The organism is Pantoea sp. Morm, from assembly GCF_016643525.1.
GTDB lineage: Bacteria > Pseudomonadota > Gammaproteobacteria > Enterobacterales > Enterobacteriaceae > Pantoea > Pantoea dispersa.
On sequence record NZ_VOQX01000021.1, the window covers coordinates 1 to 17643 of the forward strand.

Annotated in this window: 15 protein-coding genes, 1 tRNA gene and 2 pseudogenes; 9 read left to right on the forward strand and 9 right to left on the reverse strand. The window is 54.7% G+C overall.

Translation table 11 applies throughout. The features are described from left to right. The 6 genes and pseudogenes from FT726_RS09735 to FT726_RS09760 all read right to left on the reverse strand — a co-directional run. Positions 1-784, reverse strand: a pseudogene (locus FT726_RS09735) (DNA phosphorothioation-dependent restriction protein DptH); the annotation flags it as partial. Continuing rightward, a complete protein-coding gene (gene dptG / locus FT726_RS09740; RefSeq protein WP_346302758.1) occupies positions 765-2087 on the reverse strand; it encodes a DNA phosphorothioation-dependent restriction protein DptG in 1323 nt (440 codons plus the stop codon). The pseudogene FT726_RS09735 and the gene dptG, both read right to left, overlap by 20 nt. Positions 2088-2091: 4 nt before the next feature. Next, on the reverse strand, positions 2092-3738 hold the full coding sequence (gene dptF / locus FT726_RS09745; protein WP_346302759.1) for a DNA phosphorothioation-dependent restriction protein DptF: 1647 nt from the start codon (positions 3736-3738) through the stop codon (positions 2092-2094). A gap of 277 nt (positions 3739-4015) precedes the next feature. Then, positions 4016-5219 (reverse strand): annotated as a pseudogene (locus FT726_RS09750) (tyrosine-type recombinase/integrase). A gap of 174 nt (positions 5220-5393) precedes the next feature. Next, positions 5394-5470 (reverse strand) — tRNA-Arg (locus FT726_RS09755). Positions 5471-5640: 170 nt separating this feature from the next. Beyond that, the gene (locus FT726_RS09760) at positions 5641-6144 is read right to left on the reverse strand and encodes a DUF1198 family protein (RefSeq protein ID WP_346302760.1); all 504 of its coding nucleotides are present in this window, start codon (positions 6142-6144) and stop codon (positions 5641-5643) included. Between the two features lie 176 nt (positions 6145-6320). Between FT726_RS09760 and folD the strand changes: the two genes are divergently transcribed. Both folD and ybcJ read left to right on the forward strand, forming a co-directional pair. Beyond that, a complete protein-coding gene (gene folD / locus FT726_RS09765) occupies positions 6321-7187 on the forward strand; it encodes a bifunctional methylenetetrahydrofolate dehydrogenase/methenyltetrahydrofolate cyclohydrolase FolD (RefSeq protein ID WP_288422863.1) in 867 nt (288 codons plus the stop codon). Beyond that, the gene (ybcJ, locus tag FT726_RS09770) at positions 7187-7399 is read left to right on the forward strand and encodes a ribosome-associated protein YbcJ (protein WP_010618497.1); all 213 of its coding nucleotides are present in this window, start codon (positions 7187-7189) and stop codon (positions 7397-7399) included. The genes folD and ybcJ overlap by 1 nt, the downstream gene beginning before the upstream one ends. An 82-nt stretch (positions 7400-7481) precedes the next feature. Here the strand turns inward: ybcJ and cysS are convergent, their stop codons facing one another. Continuing rightward, positions 7482-8867, reverse strand: coding sequence for a cysteine--tRNA ligase (gene cysS / locus FT726_RS09775; protein WP_346302761.1), 1386 nt, complete (start codon positions 8865-8867; stop codon positions 7482-7484). A gap of 218 nt (positions 8868-9085) precedes the next feature. Here cysS and ppiB point away from each other — a divergent pair, with 218 nt between their 5' ends. From ppiB to purK, 4 genes are all read left to right on the forward strand, one after another. Beyond that, the gene (ppiB, locus tag FT726_RS09780) at positions 9086-9580 is read left to right on the forward strand and encodes a peptidylprolyl isomerase B (protein WP_021508631.1); all 495 of its coding nucleotides are present in this window, start codon (positions 9086-9088) and stop codon (positions 9578-9580) included. Continuing rightward, a complete protein-coding gene (locus FT726_RS09785) occupies positions 9580-10296 on the forward strand; it encodes a UDP-2,3-diacylglucosamine diphosphatase (RefSeq protein WP_262264317.1) in 717 nt (238 codons plus the stop codon). The genes ppiB and FT726_RS09785 overlap by 1 nt, the downstream gene beginning before the upstream one ends. Positions 10297-10429: 133 nt before the next feature. Beyond that, a complete protein-coding gene (gene purE, locus FT726_RS09790; protein ID WP_058769411.1) occupies positions 10430-10939 on the forward strand; it encodes a 5-(carboxyamino)imidazole ribonucleotide mutase in 510 nt (169 codons plus the stop codon). Beyond that, complete coding sequence (gene purK, locus FT726_RS09795) at positions 10936-12000, forward strand: 5-(carboxyamino)imidazole ribonucleotide synthase (RefSeq protein WP_288422870.1); 1065 nt, start codon at positions 10936-10938, stop codon at positions 11998-12000. The genes purE and purK overlap by 4 nt, the downstream gene beginning before the upstream one ends. 161 nt (positions 12001-12161) lie before the next feature. On the opposite strand, the gene ybbP is transcribed toward purK, so the two are convergent. Together ybbP and ybbA are read right to left on the reverse strand one after the other, a co-directional pair. After that, positions 12162-14579, reverse strand: a complete 2418-nt coding sequence (ybbP, locus tag FT726_RS09800; RefSeq protein ID WP_346302762.1) for a putative ABC transporter permease subunit YbbP — start codon at positions 14577-14579, stop codon at positions 12162-12164. After that, positions 14576-15262, reverse strand: a complete 687-nt coding sequence (ybbA, locus tag FT726_RS09805; RefSeq protein ID WP_021508636.1) for a putative ABC transporter ATP-binding protein YbbA — start codon at positions 15260-15262, stop codon at positions 14576-14578. Before ybbA ends, ybbP begins: the two co-directional genes overlap by 4 nt. Here ybbA and tesA point away from each other — a divergent pair. From tesA to FT726_RS09820, 3 genes are all read left to right on the forward strand, one after another. Further along, positions 15230-15856 (forward strand): multifunctional acyl-CoA thioesterase I/protease I/lysophospholipase L1, encoded by a 627-nt coding sequence (gene tesA / locus FT726_RS09810; protein ID WP_021508637.1) that lies wholly within the window; start codon positions 15230-15232, stop codon positions 15854-15856. The genes ybbA and tesA overlap by 33 nt on opposite strands. A 31-nt stretch (positions 15857-15887) precedes the next feature. After that, positions 15888-16661, forward strand: coding sequence for an SDR family oxidoreductase (locus FT726_RS09815; RefSeq protein ID WP_058781232.1), 774 nt, complete (start codon positions 15888-15890; stop codon positions 16659-16661). A gap of 79 nt (positions 16662-16740) precedes the next feature. Further along, positions 16741-17595, forward strand: a complete 855-nt coding sequence (locus FT726_RS09820; protein WP_021508639.1) for a co-chaperone YbbN — start codon at positions 16741-16743, stop codon at positions 17593-17595. The last annotated feature ends 48 nt before the right edge of the window (positions 17596-17643 follow it).

Genomic DNA, 17643 nt, shown 5'->3' on the forward strand with positions numbered 1-17643 from the left:
AATCCAGTTCACGCCAGTCATCTTTATCGACAAAATGTTCCTGAATGAATTTTGTACTAAATTCAGTTAATACATTCTCCAACTGCCCACTGTAGCGTTCAACGCTATCTTCTATCTGCCGATACAATTTCCTATTTTCATTCAATCTGGTGCGTAGTTGTTTTTGGCTGTAGTTAAGTAGTTCATCGTCTCTAAAAAGGTGAAGCTCGGAAAAATCCAGATGCCCGTCATCTAGCAGGCGATATAGAGAAGAGAAACCAAATACTGTGGCGCCTTCATCCAATACAGTCGCGAGCTGATCATCTAGCAAGCAGCGAGACAATTCTGAACGGTTACTACCAGCAGTTATGAGTTTTCCAAGTTGGCAGCTGAAGGTTTTTGGGTACCAAATTGCATCCGGGGCCGCCACATCTTTCGTACTATTAATCAGTGTATCAAGCATACTGTTGTGAATAATCAACAGTGCTGTTTTGGCAAAAACACCGCTTCGTCCTGAAACTTCATCACGAAGATGTGAAATATAGTTTTCCGTGAATGCTGGAGCTACAACTCCGTGCAGTACTGGAATAAGCTGAATTCCATTGCAGGATAAGTAGTAAACCTTCTGCCCTGGTGCAATCTCCAACTGATTTCCCTCAGACAGAGAAGCAAATGCCTGCCAGAGTTTTAAACTATTCTCTGGGTCGGGAGATTTGAACTGATAACGTTCACCAGCTTCGATTGTACCCCCAACCCAGTCGATGAAGGTCTCCGCCAAGTAGGTTTCATACTGTTTTACGGACATATACGGCATCTCCACTGTCACTCATTCGTTCTACATTTCCCATACGCTCGTAAAAAGCTACCAATGTTTGCGCCGACTGGTTATCTAGATAAAAACCACGCTTTTCAAAACCGCGTAATAGTTCATGAAGCCGGAGTTTGTCATTTTTACCTACAGTGAGATTAGTCAGTAACAACAAGCGATCTTGATTGAGCACCAACACTTTCCCAGCACGGCCACGCACCTGAATAAAATCATTACAGATCTGATTTTCGAGTTCGTTAACATAATTTCGATTCACGGTAGCACGATCATTTTTTTTACCCTGAAACTGTTCAACCGAAACAGACAATAACTGTTCAAATGCATTTTCAATGTTTGTAGCGAATTCACGATGAGGGAGGCCGCGAACTAAAATAAATTCTTGTAAATAAGAGTTGAGTGCATTTAATACCTGAGAATATGAGTCTGAATGATTAAGTGTATCCTGATAAATCTGCCATAATGGCCGTTTTTTATGTCCTTTCCCCCATTGCAAAACTTCCAGAGCAGAAAGTATTGGAAAAAGCTTTTCGCTTTGACTGGCGAAAAGTTTATAGCCATAACGCTTCACTTTTTCTCGTTCGGAACTGGCTTTCTCGCTATCAAGTATAAAAAAAAGCGATTTGCTTTTCGGTTCACCGTCTTGCCAGTTGTCCACATTGAGTGCCAATTGAGCACACCAAGAAAATGCATATAAGCGCAGAGTATTGGTTAATTCCTGCAAAAGGTATTGCGGGTGTTCAGCCAGAAATGCCAAGTCGTCCTGAAAGCATTCTACCATATATGGGAGATAGGATTGTTCTTCCGCAAACGGCCCTCTTCCCAATAACTTTACTTTTTCATTTAGCTTATTCAGCATTTGCTGCTCAATAAAGTTCAGCCTGTCCTGTATAGGATAATTAAGACTAAAATCCCCCATTAAGTTAGCAAACAACGTGCCAAGACGTTTATCCGCAGTTGACCCTGCACTTATTTTTTCGCCAGAATATTGAGCATGAAAGAGCAAAAAAAGTGGAGAAACTCGGAAAATATCTTGGTTAGAAAAATACATACGCTCTAACACCGGCCAAAATTCAGGCTCATCAAGCAGCTCCTGAATGTGAGCTTTACAATCATCACGGAATTGGTCGGGTTCATAAGCTTCAATTTTGCGTTTTAAGGCATAGCTAAGGGCTAAGCCGGTGACAAATTGCCAGCTAATATCGTTATTTTTATTTCGCACTGGCAGATAACTATCTAGCTGATTGTTACCTACTTTTAATTCGGTTGCGATAGGATACATTTTACTATCCCTCCATGCCGCTAATAGTGATCATATCGTCATCCGCCTTGGCACGATAAATTCGTTTTCCGCCATCGTAAAATTTAATTTCTTTACTTGATTTAGCCTGTTCAGCAATAAGCTCTACAATTTCATCCAGCAGTATAATGGCATTTTTATCATATTTATTTGGCCGATAGCCATTATTCAGTTTGTCCAACAGCTCAAAAAGATTAAGGCCGATATGGACATACGGTAATGAGGTTTCACCAACTTTTAAATAGACATCAAAGCCGGTTGAGTGAGCAGTATGTTTGTTGCGAATTGCATCCCAGTCGGGTCTTACTTCTACAGGAGCAGTTATTTTGACGCCACCAAACTCTCCCAGAAAGAAATCTTCTTTATGTATACTTAATTCAGGTGCTTTACGGTTGGCGTAGCGCTGAATGCCAGCGATAAGTTCGAATGCATAAAAACGATTCAATATTTTTTTCTGTTCTGAATCTGCAGTGTAATTTTTATGCTGGTGCCAAATTTTTGAGTAGCGTTCGAACAGTGATTCGTTGAAAAATGCGGAAAACTTTCGATGATAGTTATTTCCCAGTGATTCGTGTTGTAATAGCCAAAAAAGTCGAATCAAAGAGACAGCATCCCCGGGCTTGACGTTCTGCCGGTCAAACTTAATGTGCAAAGGTTCAAGTTCGGTCAGAAAATCATCAAGTTCGTCGTCAACCAGCCCAAGCTCATAGCGCAAAATAAACTGATCCAGTTCATAGCTGTGCAATCTGGAGGGATCAAAATCGGAAACTTTTTTGATCAGATCATTTTCTTCACTATTAAAGAGGTTATCAAATAAATAACCGGGACCAGTTAGCAGATGATGCAAAAAATCCAACAATGTTCTTGTTGTAACAAACTGGTCTTTAATTAATCGAGACTTAAATAGCTGAGTAATTAAAACATCCTGAACTCCAGACATGCAAAGCAGATTAAAGTTAGCAACTGTAATCAAATCAGATTGCGTTGCTTCATTTCGTCTAAAAATAGTATAAAACAAATTACCATCATCTTTTCCAGTTAACTTAATTAGCAGTTTTTTTATAAATGATGAATACTGTCCTTCTTCATTAAATTGGAATTTTGGGTAATTTTCAAAATCAGAAAAATAACAATTCCCACTATTAAATGGACCGCTGTTTTTTGTCTGCTTAGATAAAAACTCATCAATGACTAAGCGAAGCGACTCATGACGATCAGTACCCTCTCTGGCAAAATTGGCCAGCATCCCTGTATTGACGCCTATCAACAATGGACATGATTGCTGATGGTTGTCGAACAAATTGTTCAAAGCATCAATGGCAGTTTGTTGAGGCGCAAAACTGTGAGTAGCATCAAGATGAAAAGCAAATCGTTGATTATATTTTAAATTTGACTTACATCGAGTTAAAATTTCAGATTTACCATCCCCGCTGCTGCAACACAAAAAAATTATTTCATTGGGTTTGGCTACATCCAAATGACGCAGCAAATCTTCTTCAATATCTTGTTGAACAAAGAGTTGATCCTTTAACTGATCAAACACGTCTTTTTGGCGCTGTCTTACCGTGGTGACTGAAAACGAAGATGACTTCGCGAGTACACCCAACGCCTTGCGTAATGTGATTGCGTTCATAACTTCATGTTCTCAATACAAGAATTATCTTATTGTATACAAGCTAATCTCTGATCACTATAACCTTTTGCTCTCTTTAGATGTGAGCCTCTTTAGCATCACCGCATCCCTATGTGGCTAACCACATTAGCTATACTGACCATTTCTTAGATGAGGCCTACTATTGAAACATCATTAACTTTCATAAAGCACCAAAATCAGGATAATAAAAAGACGCCCGAAGACGCCTATTAAGATTCTAATCGTATTGAAATCTGGTCCTAAGTAACGTTCCCCATCATGCACTTTTCCATATTTTGATTCTTTTTACATTAGTATTGAGCACATCAATATGATCCCCATACCACTGCAACATCTCCCTTCTTTGCTCCAGATACTGCGCGTGGTTATAGGTCCCGCGAATTGTGTTCTTGTCCACATGTGCCAACTGTAATTCGATCCACGTAGTGTTATAGCCCTGCTCATGCCGGATGGTGCTCATAGTGTGCCGGAACCCATGTCCAGTAGCCTTCCCATGATATCCAATCCGCTTTAACACTTGGTTGATACTTGCTTCACTCATCGGTTTGGTTATGTCATTCCGTCCTAGAAATACCAGCGAAAAACGACCGGTAACCGCTTGGATCTCGCGCAGCGCCTCAATCACCTGAGTGGATAACGGCACCATATGTTACCGCCGCATCTTCATGCGTTCTTTAGGCGCTTCCCAAATCGCTTTATCAAGATCAAACTCTTTCCACTCCGCCAAGCGTAACTCAATGGTGCGCACACCGGTCAGCATCAGAATAAGGGTTGCAAGCCGAGTGATTGGGCTACCTGAATAGGCTTCTAACGCCTGCAAGAACTCAGGCAACTCTTCCGCGAGTAGATGAGGGAAATGCTGTGACTTCGGCGTTGCCAAAGCACTTGATAGCTCAGAAGCAGGATTACTCTCCGCCCGGCCAGTAACAATCGCGTATCTGAACACCTGATTACACGCCTGTCGGATTTTGCGCAATTTGTCGAGAACACCGCGCTTTTCTAACTTACGCAGCGTTGTCAGCATCTCTAGCGGTTTTATCTCTGCAATGGGTCGCTTGCCGAGATCTGGGAAGATGTCGTTCTCAAACGCTTCCATCAAGTCATCAGCGTAGCCCTTCGACCATCCGGTACGCTTATATTCATGCCATTCCAGCGCGATAGCTTTGAAATTATTTTCAACACTCGCCTTCTGAGCCAGTTTTTCAACTCGCTTCTCTTCGCTTGGATCTCCGCCTAACGCGACAACCTTACGTGCTTCCTCTCGCTTCAAGCGAGCATCTGCCAATGAGATATCCGGATAAACGCCGATAGAGAGCTTTTTCTCTTTACCCAGCACGCGATATTTCAACCGCCAATATTTCGCACCGTTGGGTTTGATCAGCAGGTAAAGCCCGCCGCCGTCAGCCAGTTTGTATTCTTTTTCTCTTGGTTTTGCAGTGTTGCCGTGCATTTAGTGGCATAGGGGGCCCCTAATTTCCATTGAACGAGATGAGCCTCCGCAAAGGCCCCCAGACACCACTTGATTTGGGTAGGACTAAGTAGACTTTGATTGAGCTCGCGACAGAAAAATCCAGCTATATCAGGGAGTATAAAGCAAAGAAAGAGAGTTCAGTAGAAGTGTGTTGACTTGAAAATGGCACGCCCTACAGGATTCGAACCTGTGACCTACGGCTTAGAAGGCCGGTGCTCTATCCAGCTGAGCTAAGGGCGCATAGTGGTTGCGTCGGATTATACGTTTGCACGCTCTCGCGTCAACGTTTTTGCCGCCCTGCGGCTCCAGAGTGTTGAATCATTGAACAATTCGTCCTGAAGACCGAGTAGTACGCCCCACGTCGCACGCCATCCGCCCTCAATGCCCATGCTCAACACTACCCCTGCCCCTCAATGCCGCTTACGCCACTCACTCATCGACACCAAATTACTCACCTCGCCAGCCTCTCCTTCCAGCTCGATCCCCTGCTGCGTAAACCGCGCATTATACTGCTCCCGCAGCGCATGCAATTCCGCACTCTCCGGCTCCAGCTGCCGCAGAAATCCCAACGCCAGCAACAGCTGCTGCCGCGAAATCAGCCCTGAGAATCCAGCCTTCGTCAGAATCCCGTGCCAGCGCACCGCGTTCTCGTCGCTGCCATCGACAATCAACACCTGCCAGATCAGCATCACCGCGGCGCCGTTGCCCAAATGGGTTTCATTATCGCCCGCGATGTAATCGGTGAACTCTTTGGCCGCGTCCTTACCCATCAGCGACAGCATCGATTCGATGTGCACCGGCGGCAGTTGCAGCCGTTTACTCAGCCCTTGCGCAGCATGGCGCGAACCGGCTGTCAGTAGTTGAAACCCTACAACAAACACCACCGCCAGCGTGGCGAGTATTAACCAAATCATCACGGCATCCACATAATTTCCTGAGGGACATAATACGCGTTAAGGCGGCCTCACGTCACTGCGGAAAGTCGTGAAACGCACAGACGAAATGAATCTCTACCTGACAGCCGGACGCGCTTCTGACAGAATAGGCGCCAATCCCCGATTTAACTCTCTACAGATGGATTTCCTCTCTGATGGCAGCAAAAATTATTGACGGTAAAACGATTGCGCAGCAGGTGCGCCTTGAGGTTGCCGAAAAAGTACAGCAGCGTCTCGCTGCCGGCAAACGCGCCCCTGGCCTGGCCGTGGTGCTGGTCGGTGAAAACCCGGCATCGCAGATCTATGTCGCTAACAAACGCCGCGCCTGCGAAGAGGTCGGTTTTGTGTCTCGCGCTTATAACCTGCCCGCCAGCACCAGCGAAGCCGAGCTGCTGGAGGTGATCGATGAGCTGAACAATGACGACGCTATCGATGGCATTCTGGTGCAGCTGCCGCTGCCGGCCGGGATCGATAATGTCAAAGTGCTGGAGCGCATCACGCCGGATAAAGACGTTGATGGCTTCCATCCTTATAACGTCGGTCGTTTGTGCCAGCGCGCCCCTAAGCTGCGTCCGTGTACGCCACGCGGCATCGTGACGCTGCTGGAGCGCTATAACATCGATACTTACGGCCTGAACGCCGTGGTGGTTGGCGCATCGAATATCGTCGGTCGTCCGATGAGCATGGAGCTGCTGCTGGCCGGCTGCACCACCACCGTCACGCACCGTTTCACTAAAGATCTGCGCCATCACGTTGAGCATGCCGATCTGCTGGTGGTGGCGGTCGGTAAGCCGGGCTTTATCCCGGGCGACTGGATCAAACCAGGTGCGATTGTGATTGATGTCGGTATTAACCGGCTGGAAAGCGGCAAAGTGGTCGGCGATGTGGATTTTGTGTCAGCCTCTGAGCGCGCGGCTTACATCACGCCTGTACCAGGCGGCGTTGGCCCGATGACGGTCGCCACGCTGATTGAGAACACGCTGCTGGCGTGCGAGCAATATCACGATGTGGAGCAGGCATAATGGCGAGTTTTTCACTGGGTAAACATGCGCACGTTGATTTATGCGATCTGCTGAAGCTGGAAGGCTGGGTGGAGAGCGGCGCGCAGGCCAAAGCGGTGATCGACGAAGGCGAAGTGCGCGTTGATGGTGCTATTGAGACGCGTAAGCGCTGCAAGATTTTTCCCGGTCAGACGGTTGAGTTTGCCGGTCAGCGCGTAACGGTTGTGGCCTGATTAGCCAGGTGCGCATGAATGCGCACCCTACACCCGTTGATCGCTGATGATAAAAAGGGCGAACCGCAGTTCGCCCTTTTTATTATTTACGGCGCCAGCTTGATCCCTGCGGGCCATCTTCCACGATAACGCCCAGCTCGTTCAGCTTGTCACGTGCGATGTCCGCCTGCGCCCAGTCTTTTGCGGCACGCGCATCGGCGCGGGTTTTCACCCAGTGTTCAATCTCCGCCACTTCATCGGCATTCACCTGTGCGCCACTCTGCAGGAACTGCTCCGGATCCTGCTGCAGAATACCCAGCACATCGGCCAGCTGACGCAGTTTCGCGGCCAGCGCATCGGCGGCGGCTTTATCTTCACCCTTCAGGCGATTGACTTCACGCGCCATATCGAAGAGCACCGAGTAAGCTTCCGGCGTGTTGAAATCATCGTCCATGGCGGTACGGAAGCGGGCTTCAAACGCCTCACCGCCAGCCGGCGTCGCGCTGGCATCGGTATGGCGCAGCGCGGTGTAAAGGCGCTCCAGCGCCGCGCGTGCCTGATTCAGGTTATCTTCGCCGTAGTTGAGCTGGCTGCGATAGTGGCCGGACATCAGGAAGTAGCGCACGGTTTCCGCATCGTAGTGCTGCAGCACATCGCGCACGGTGAAGAAGTTGCCGAGCGATTTTGACATCTTTTCCCGGTCAACCATCACCATGCCGGAGTGCATCCAGTAGTTCACGTATGGGCCATCGTGTGCACAGGTCGACTGCGCCACTTCGTTCTCATGGTGCGGGAACATCAGGTCTGAACCGCCGCCGTGGATGTCGAAATGGGTGCCAAGCTGTTTGCAGTTCATCGCCGAGCACTCAATGTGCCAGCCCGGGCGGCCGTTGCCCCACGGTGAGTTCCACGCCGGCTCATCGGCTTTGGACATTTTCCACAGCACAAAGTCCATCGGGTTGCGCTTCACTTCCGCCACTTCCACGCGCGCGCCGGCCTGCAGCTGTTCGAGATCCTGACGCGACAGCGCGCCGTAATCTTTATCGCTCAGCACATCAAACATCACGTCGCCGTTATCCGCCACGTAGGCATGGCCGCGATCGATCAGCTTGCCGACCAGTTCGATGATCTCCGCGATGTGGCGCGTGGCGCGCGGCTCGAGATCCGGCGGCAGAATCCCCAGCGCGGAAAAATCTTTGTGCATTTCGGCGATCATCCGGTTGGTCAGCGTTTCGATGCTTTCCCCGTTTTCGTTGGCACGTTTGATGATCTTGTCATCGATGTCGGTGATATTACGCACGTATTTCAGTTTATAGCCCACGTAACGCAGGTAACGCGCGACCACGTCGAATGCCACAAAGGTACGCCCATGGCCGATATGACAGAGGTCGTAAACCGTGATTCCACACACGTACATACCGATTTCACCGGCATGAATGGGTTTAAATTCCTCTTTCTGGCGACTCAGGGTGTTATAGATCTTTAGCATTGAACGATTCCGTTGTTTACGTGTGCGGGATACGCCTTCTTGATGTAGCCGGTTATTGTGCCGTATTTTTCCGACTTGTGCATCGCTCGCTTCGCAACTGCCGTTGCCTTACTGACGCGTTATTGGAAATTGTGATATAAGAGGCGTCTACAAAAATGCCCCGCCGCCTTGCCGGTGCGGCAGTTGATACTGACGACAACCTCCACAGGACGAATATAATGGTCACTTTCCAGACGAACCATGGCGATATCGTAATCAAAACCTTCGATGACAAAGCGCCGGCTACCGTACAGAACTTCCTGGACTACTGCCGTGAAGGTTTCTACGACAACACCATTTTTCACCGCGTGATCAACGGTTTCATGATTCAGGGCGGCGGTTTCGAGCCGGGCATGAAGCAGAAAGCCACCAAAGCAGACATCCGCAACGAAGCCAATAACGGCCTGAAAAACACCAAAGGCACGCTGGCGATGGCGCGTACCCAGGCACCTCACTCGGCTACCGCACAGTTCTTCATCAACGTTGCCGATAACGACTTCCTGAACTTCCGTGACGAAAGCCTGCAGGGCTGGGGTTACTGCGTGTTTGCTGAAGTGGTTGAAGGCATGGACGTGGTCGAAAAAATCAAAGCAGTGAAAACCGGCCGCAGCGGCATGCACCAGGACGTGCCGGTTGATGACGTGATCATCCAGAAAGTGACCGTCAGCGAGTAATGTCGCGCACGCTGTTTATCGCAGATTTACATCTGTGTCAGGAAGAACCGGCAATCACTGCCGGTTTTCTGCATTTTTTGCAGGGGGAAGCGCAGCAGTGTGATGCGCTTTACATCCTTGGCGATCTGTTTGAAGCCTGGATTGGCGATGACGATCCTAATCCGCTGCATCAGCAGATCGCCGACGCCCTGCGTGCCCTGCCGGTGCCAAAATTCTTTATTCACGGCAATCGCGACTTCCTGTTAGGTCAACAGTTCGCCCGCGCCAGCGGCATGACGCTGCTGCCCGAAGAGCAGGTGCTGGAGCGCTATGGTCAGCGCGTGCTGATGATGCATGGCGACACGCTGTGTACTGACGATCACGGTTATCAGCGTTTTCGCGCCAAAGTCCATCAGCGCTGGCTGCAGCGGCTGTTTCTCGCGCTGCCGTTGCGTCTGCGCATGCGCATTGCTGCGCGGATGCGGGCCGACAGCAAGCAGGCCAACCAGCACAAGTCACTGAGCATCATGGACGTCAACCCGCAGGCGGTAGCCGCGGCGATGACGCGCCAGCAGGTGCCGATCCTGATTCACGGCCACACCCATCGTCCGGCGATTCATCAGTTCGAGCTCGCCGGCACGCCTGCGCAACGCGCGGTGCTGGGCGCGTGGCATGAGCGCGGATCAATGATTCAGCTGGACGCACAGGGCGTGCAGTTAATCGAATTTCCTTTCTGAGTTTTTGCGGCGGAAATGCCGGTTTTCCGCCTACGCAACCGTTTTCCTTGCCGCTGTCTCGTGCTATTCTCTGTGCCCTTCTTTACCTGCCCGCCCGGCCAGGTTCGTTTGATTATTCACAGGAGTTGACCGCATGTCATCCAACGCCGCCCCGGCCCGTATCGCCATCGTCATGGGTTCCAAAAGTGACTGGGCTACCATGCAGTTCGCCGAGGAAATCCTTAACAGCCTGGATGTCCCGTTCCACGTTGAAGTGGTCTCTGCGCACCGTACGCCAGATAAGCTGTTCAGCTTCGCAGAGCGCGCAGCCGACAACGGTTTTCAGGTGATCATCGCCGGTGCCGGCGGTGCGGCGCACCTGCCAGGCATGCTGGCGGCGAAAACCCTGCTGCCGGTGCTGGGCGTACCGGTACAGAGCGCAGCGCTGAGCGGCGTGGACAGCCTCTACTCCATCGTACAGATGCCGCGCGGCATTCCGGTCGGTACGCTGGCCATCGGTAAAGCCGGTGCCGCCAACGCCGCACTGCTGGCGGCGCAGATCCTGGCAATTCACGATCGCGAGCTGGCTGCACGCCTGGCCGCCTGGCGTCAGAGCCAGACCGATGAAGTGCTGAATAATCCGGATCCGCGGGAGGACGCATGAAGCCAGTTTGCGTACTCGGCAACGGTCAGCTGGGCCGCATGCTGCGCCAGGCCGGCGAGCCGCTGGGCATCGCCGTGTATCCGGTCGGACTGGACGCGGAGCCGTCAGCACTGCCGATCGCGCAAAGCGTGATTACGGCGGAAATCGAGCGCTGGCCGGAAACCGCGCTGACGCGCGAGCTGGCCAACCATCCGGCGTTCGTTAACCGCGATATTTTTCCGCGCCTCGCCGATCGCCTGACGCAAAAGCAACTGCTCGACCAGCTCAACCTGGCAACCGCGCCGTGGCAGTTGCTGGCTGATAAAAGCGAGTGGCCGGCGGTATTTAGCACGCTGGGCGAGCTGGCGATCGTCAAGCGCCGCACCGGCGGCTACGACGGCCGCGGTCAGTGGCGCCTGCGCGCCGACAAAACCGCAACGCTGCCGGATGAGTGCTACGGCGAGTGCATCGTTGAGCAGGGTATTAACTTCAGCGGTGAAGTCTCGCTGGTGGGCGCGCGCGGGCACGATGGACGCACGGTGTTTTATCCGCTGACGCACAACCTGCATCAGGACGGCATTCTGCGCACCAGCGTTGCCTTCCCGCAGGCTGATGCCGCGCAACAGCAGCAGGCAGAAGCGATGCTGAGCGCGATCATGCATGAGCTGAAGTACGTGGGCGTGATGGCGATGGAATGTTTCGTCACACCGCAGGGCTTGCTGATCAATGAGCTGGCACCGCGCGTGCACAACAGCGGCCACTGGACGCAGAATGGTGCCTCAATCAGCCAGTTTGAACTGCACCTGCGTGCGGTGCTCGGTCTGCCGCTGCCGCAGCCGGTGGTGTTTGCGCCGTCGGTGATGGTCAACCTGATTGGCACCGACCTCAATACCGACTGGCTGCAGCAGCCGCTGGTGCATCTGCACTGGTACGACAAAGAAGTCCGCGCCGGACGTAAGGTCGGCCACCTGAATCTGACCGACAGCGATCCGGCACGCCTCACCGCCGCACTCAATGCGCTGGTGCCGCTACTGCCTGACGCCTACGCGAGCGGTATTGCGTGGGCCGTGGCGAAGCTGTAGTTCTGCGGTGTTCCCCTCACCCTTGCCCTCTCCCACAGGGAGAGGGGATTATACGGTGCGATCTTTAAGTTTGACGCTCACCTGAACGTTCTGAAGTGCAAAATCACGCATACGGGCTCGATCGGCCCCCTCTCCCGTGGGAGAGGGCCGGGGTGAGGGCATCAGGCAGCATCAAACCGTCTGAACAGCGCTTTCCCCTTCAGTAAGCGGACACCCAGCCAGCCGCCGCACAGCGACAGCAATGCCGCGCCACACAGCGGCAGCGCCAGCCACAGCGTCCAGTCCGGCTGCCACGGGAAATCAAAAATCTTGCGCTGAAGCCCCCACAGTGCCGCTTCCGCCCCCAGCGCCGCCGCGATACCCGCGACCACGCCAAGCAGCGCAAACTCACACCACAGCGTGCCGCGCAGCAGGCGCTGGCTGGCACCGAGCGTGCGATACACCACCAGCTCCTGCCGGCGCTGGCGCATGCCGACCTGGATCTGCGCCAGCAGCAGCAACACACCGCAAACCGTCACCAGGATCACCATGATCTCCAGCGCCTGGCTCACCTGCGCCAGCACCTGTCCAATCTGCTTCAGCATGCTGCCGACATCCAGCAGGCTCAGCGTCGGGAACGCGCGGTTGAGCTGCGCCAGCAGCGCGGGATCGTTCGCCATGCGGAAGCTGGTCAGCCAGGTCTGTGGCTGCTGATCGAGCGCGCCCGGTGGGAAGATAAAGAAGAAGTTTGGCCGCAGGCTCTCCCAGTCGACCTTGCGCAGACTAGTGATCGTCGCGCTGAACTGCTGCGTATCGCCGCTGAATGTCAGCCTGTCGCCGAGCCTGACGCCCAGACGATCGGCCAGCTCGACCTCCATCGAGACTTCACCGGCTTTCGGCGGCCAGCTGCCGGCCACCAGCGGATTGTGATCCGGACGCTCCGCCTGCCACGTCAGATTAAGCTCGCGATTCAGCGCGTTATCCAGCCTGGGATCGGCTGGCTTGCCGTTCAGCTCAGTGAGCCTTGCCCGCACGATCGGATAGAAGGTTCCGGCGTTAACCTGATGCTGCCGCAGGAACTCGTCTACCTGCGGCACCTGCTGCTGGGTCAGATTGAGCAGAAAATAGTTGGGCGCATCCGCCGGTAATTGCTGCTGCCAGCGATCGAGCAGATCGCCGCGCATCACCAGCAATAACGCCAGCAGCATAAAGGAGAGCGAAAACGCCGCCAGCTGGCTGAGCGTCATGGCTGGCTGACGCAGCAGACGGTTGATCGCCAGGCGCAGCGCCAGATTACGCACCACCAGTCTGCGCAGCAGCAGGAGCGTGCCCCAGCCGAGCAGCGCCAGCAGCAGTGCCAGCATCACCACGCCAGCCAGCAGCGCCCACAGCATTTTGCTGCCGCCCATCAGCAGCGCAAGGAGCGCTACCACCACCAGCGCCATCACCGGCAGATAAATACGCAGCGGCCACAGTGTGGCTACCGCATCACGACGCAGCACGCGCAGCGGCTGTGTGGCCATCAGCAGACGGTACGGACGCAACCCGACCAGCAGCGAGATCAATACCAGCGCACCAATCGCCCACAGCCACGGCCAGACGCTGGCAGCCGGTAAAGCGGCGGGCAGCACCGGTTTGAGCATTATCAGCAGCGCGACTTCAATGCCCTGCCCCAGCGCACTGCCGGCGATGGCCGCCAGCAGCAGCACGGCCAGCCACTGACCGATAATCAGCCGCTGCAGCGATTTACGCGTGGCACCCAGCGTTTTCAGCACCGCCACCAGATCGTAACGGCTGCGGCAGTAATGACTCATGGCGACGGCCACTGCGGCAATCGCCAGCAACAGGGTTAATAGCGCCGAGAGCAGCAGGAACTGCTGCGCCCGCTGCATTGAGCGGCCCAGCGCATCCTCCGAGTTTTCCACGCTGATCCAGCGCTCGCCGGCCTGCAGCTGCGGCTGAATCCAGCGGTCATAGCGCGCCAGCGGTGCCGACTCGCCGGAGAATTTGTAGCGCCAGCTCAGACGGCTCCCCGGCTGGATGGCGCCGGTTTTCTCTACGTCGGCAAGATTCATTAACAGACGCGGCGCCGTCTGAAACGGATTGAATCCGCCGTCCGGCTCCTGAATCACTTCGCCGGCAATGCGCAGCGTGGTATCGCCCACGTCAATGCGGTCACCGACCTTAAGGTTAAGCAGCGCCAGCAGACGCGGTGCGGCCAGCACCGTTCCGGCCACCGGACGCAGGCCGGGCGGATCCGTCTGCAGGGTGCCGAACATCGGGTACGCATCATCGACCGCTTTGACATCGGCCAGCTGCGGTGTCTCCTGCGCAAAGGTCATGGTCATAAAGCTGAGCTGCCGGCTGACCGCCAGCCCCTCTTCGCGCGCTTTGTCCAGCCACGCATCCGGTGCCGGTTTACTGCTGCGCAGCGTGCGGTCGCCGGCCATATAGTCACGGCTCTGCTGGCTCAGCCCTTTCTCCATGCGATCGCTAATGGAGCCCAGCGCCAGCACGCAGGCCACCGCCAGCGTTAGCGCCAGCCAGACAATCAACAGCGAGGGCGAACGCCACTCGCGCCAGAACCAGCGCCAGATCATGCTTCCTCCCACAACTTGCCGTCGCGCAGCCGCAGGCGACGATCGCAGCGTGCCGCCAGCTGCTCATCGTGCGTCACCAGAATCAGCGTGGTGGCGAAGTCGCGGTTAAGGGAAAACAGCAGATCGGCGATGCGATCGCCGGTTTTGCGATCGAGGTTACCGGTCGGCTCATCGGCAAACAGCAGGCCGGGACGGCCGCTGAAGGCGCGTGCCAGCGCCACGCGCTGCTGTTCGCCGCCGGAGAGCTGGGCCGGCAGATGGTGCAGACGATCTTTCAGTCCGAGCTGCGTCAGTAATTCAGTGGCCTGCGCGCGACTGTCGCGATCGCTGTCTCCGCGCAGCAGTGCCGGAAGCTGCACGTTCTCCAGCGCGTTGAGCGTGGGCACCAGCATAAAGGACTGAAACACAAAGCCGACCTCACGCGCACGTAACGCGGCGCGCTGCTCTTCGTTCATCTGGTGCAGCGGCTGGCCCAGCAGATGCACTTCGCCGCTGCTGCCATCATCCAGTCCGGCGAGAATACCCAGCAGGGTGGATTTCCCGGATCCCGACTCGCCGATCAGCGCCAGCGTCTCGGCTGGTTTGACAACCAGCTCAACTCCGGTAAGGATGGTCAGCTGATGCTCTCCCTGACCGACGGACTTAGTAAGATGATGAACTGCAACAATGTTTTCCGCTGGCATTATTCCTTCCTGTTGTTATTGCTGCTGCTGGTATCGCGCATCGCCGCCGCCGATACCCTGCTGATTCTCGGCGATAGCCTGAGTGCCGGCTATCGCATGTCTGCCACCGCCGCCTGGCCGAGCCTGCTCGACAAAACCTGGCAACAGCAGCCCAAAGTGGTTAACGCCAGCATCAGCGGTGATACCGCCGGTCAGGGGCTGGCGCGGTTGCCGGGCCTATTAAAACAGCATCAGCCGCAGTGGGTGTTAATCGAATTGGGCGGTAACGATGGGCTGCGCGGCTTCCCGCCGCAAAACATCGCGCAGGATCTGAGTAAAATTATCGATCAGGTCAAAGCCGCTAACGCCCAGCCGCTGCTGATGCAAATTCGTCTGCCGGCTAATTATGGCCGACGCTACACCGACGCGTTCAGCGCGCTCTATCCGCGCCTCGCGCAGCAGTATCATATTCCGCTGGTACCGTTCTTTATGGAGCAGGTTTATCTGAAGCCGGAGTGGATGCAGCAGGACGGTATTCACCCCAATCCTGATGCGCAGCCGTTTATCGCCAACCTGATGGCTGAACAACTGGCTCCGCTAGTTAAGCATGATTAACGCCGCGACGAGCCCAATGACAGGTAAAGATATGCAAAAGTCTGTATTAATTACCGGCTGCTCCAGCGGCATCGGTCTGGTGGCGGCCAACGATCTGCTGGCGCGCGGCTATCGCGTGCTGGCCGCCTGTCGCCGTGCTGACGATGTGGCGCGCATGGATGAGCTCGGCTTCACCGGCATCCTGCTGGATCTTGACGATCCGGCCAGTGTGGATGCCGCCGCCGATCGCGTGCTGGCCCTCACCGATCACTGCCTGCACGGGCTGTTCAATAACGGCGGCTTCGGCCAGTACGGTCCGCTGACCAGCGTGTCGCGTCAGCAGCTGGAGCAGCAATTCTCCACCAACTTTTTCGGCACCCACCAGCTGACGCTGCGCCTGTTGCCGGCGCTGCAAAATAGCGGCGACGGGCGGATTATCAACACCAGCTCGGTGCTCGGCCTGATTTCCACGCCGGGCCGCGGCGCTTATGCCGCCAGTAAATGGGCGCTGGAGGCGTGGAGCGATGCGCTGCGCATGGAAGTACGCCCCAGCGGCGTGCGCGTCAGCCTGATTGAGCCGGGCCCGATTACCACCCGGTTTACCGAAAACGTGCAGCAGGGCGAACGCGATAAGCCCGTGCGCAACCCCGGTATCGCCGCACGCTTTAGCCTGCCGCCGGAAGCGATTCTGCCGAAACTGCGGCATGCGCTGGAGAGTAAACATCCGCGCCTGCGCTATCCGGTGACGCTGGTCGCCTGGGCGATGAGTCTGCTCAAGCGACTGCTGCCGGGCTGGATGCTGGATCGCATTTTACGCAGTAACTAAACTGCAAGCCGGAATTGAACTTGAAGCCGGGGCGTTTGCCCCCATATCCTCAACACACTTTCTGCCAAGAGACGTATTCATGTCACACGCTTTGATTATCGACATCAACGAATCCAACCTGCAGCAGACGCTGGAGCAATCAATGCAGCTGCCGGTACTGTTCTACTTCTGGTCGGAGCGCAGCCAGCACTGCCAGCAGCTGACGCCGGTGCTGGAGCGTCTGGCACAGGAGTACGCCGGCCAGTTTATTCTGGCGAAGCTGGATTGCGATAAAGAGCAGCTGGTGGCATCGCAGTTTGGTCTGCGCTCTCTGCCGACCGTCTACCTGTTCCAGAACGGCCAGCCGGTCGATGGCTTCCAGGGCCCGCAGCCGGAAGAGGCGATCCGCGCGCTGCTGGAGAAAGTCCTGCCGCGTGAAGAGGAGTTAAAGGCGCAGCAGGCGATGCAGCTGATGCAGGAAGGCAAGCCGCTGGATGCGCTACCGCTGCTGAAAGACGCCTGGCAGCTGAGCAATCAGAACAGTGAAATCGGTTTTCTGCTGGCAGAAGTCCTGATCACCCTGAACCGCAGCGAAGAAGCCGAAGCGGTGCTGGCTGTGGTGCCGTTGCAGGATCAGGATACGCGCTATCAGAGCCTGATTTCGCAAATCGACCTGCTGAAACAGGCCGCCGACACGCCGGAGATCCAGCAGCTGCAGGAGCAGATGGCAAGCGAACCGGACAACGCCGGTCTGGCTGCTAAACTTGCGTTACAGCTGCATCAGGTGGGCCGCAATGAAGAAGCGCTGGAACTGTTGTTAGGTTTTCTGAAGCGCGATCTCAGCGCCGGTGACGGCGAAGTGCGCAAAATGTTCCAGGAGATTCTGGCGGCCCTCGGCACCGGCGATGCCCTCGCCTCGCGCTATCGTCGCCAGCTCTACTCGCTGCTGTACTGACCGGTACCGCGCGGTAAACGGGCCGAAGCGACTCGGCCCGACAATCTG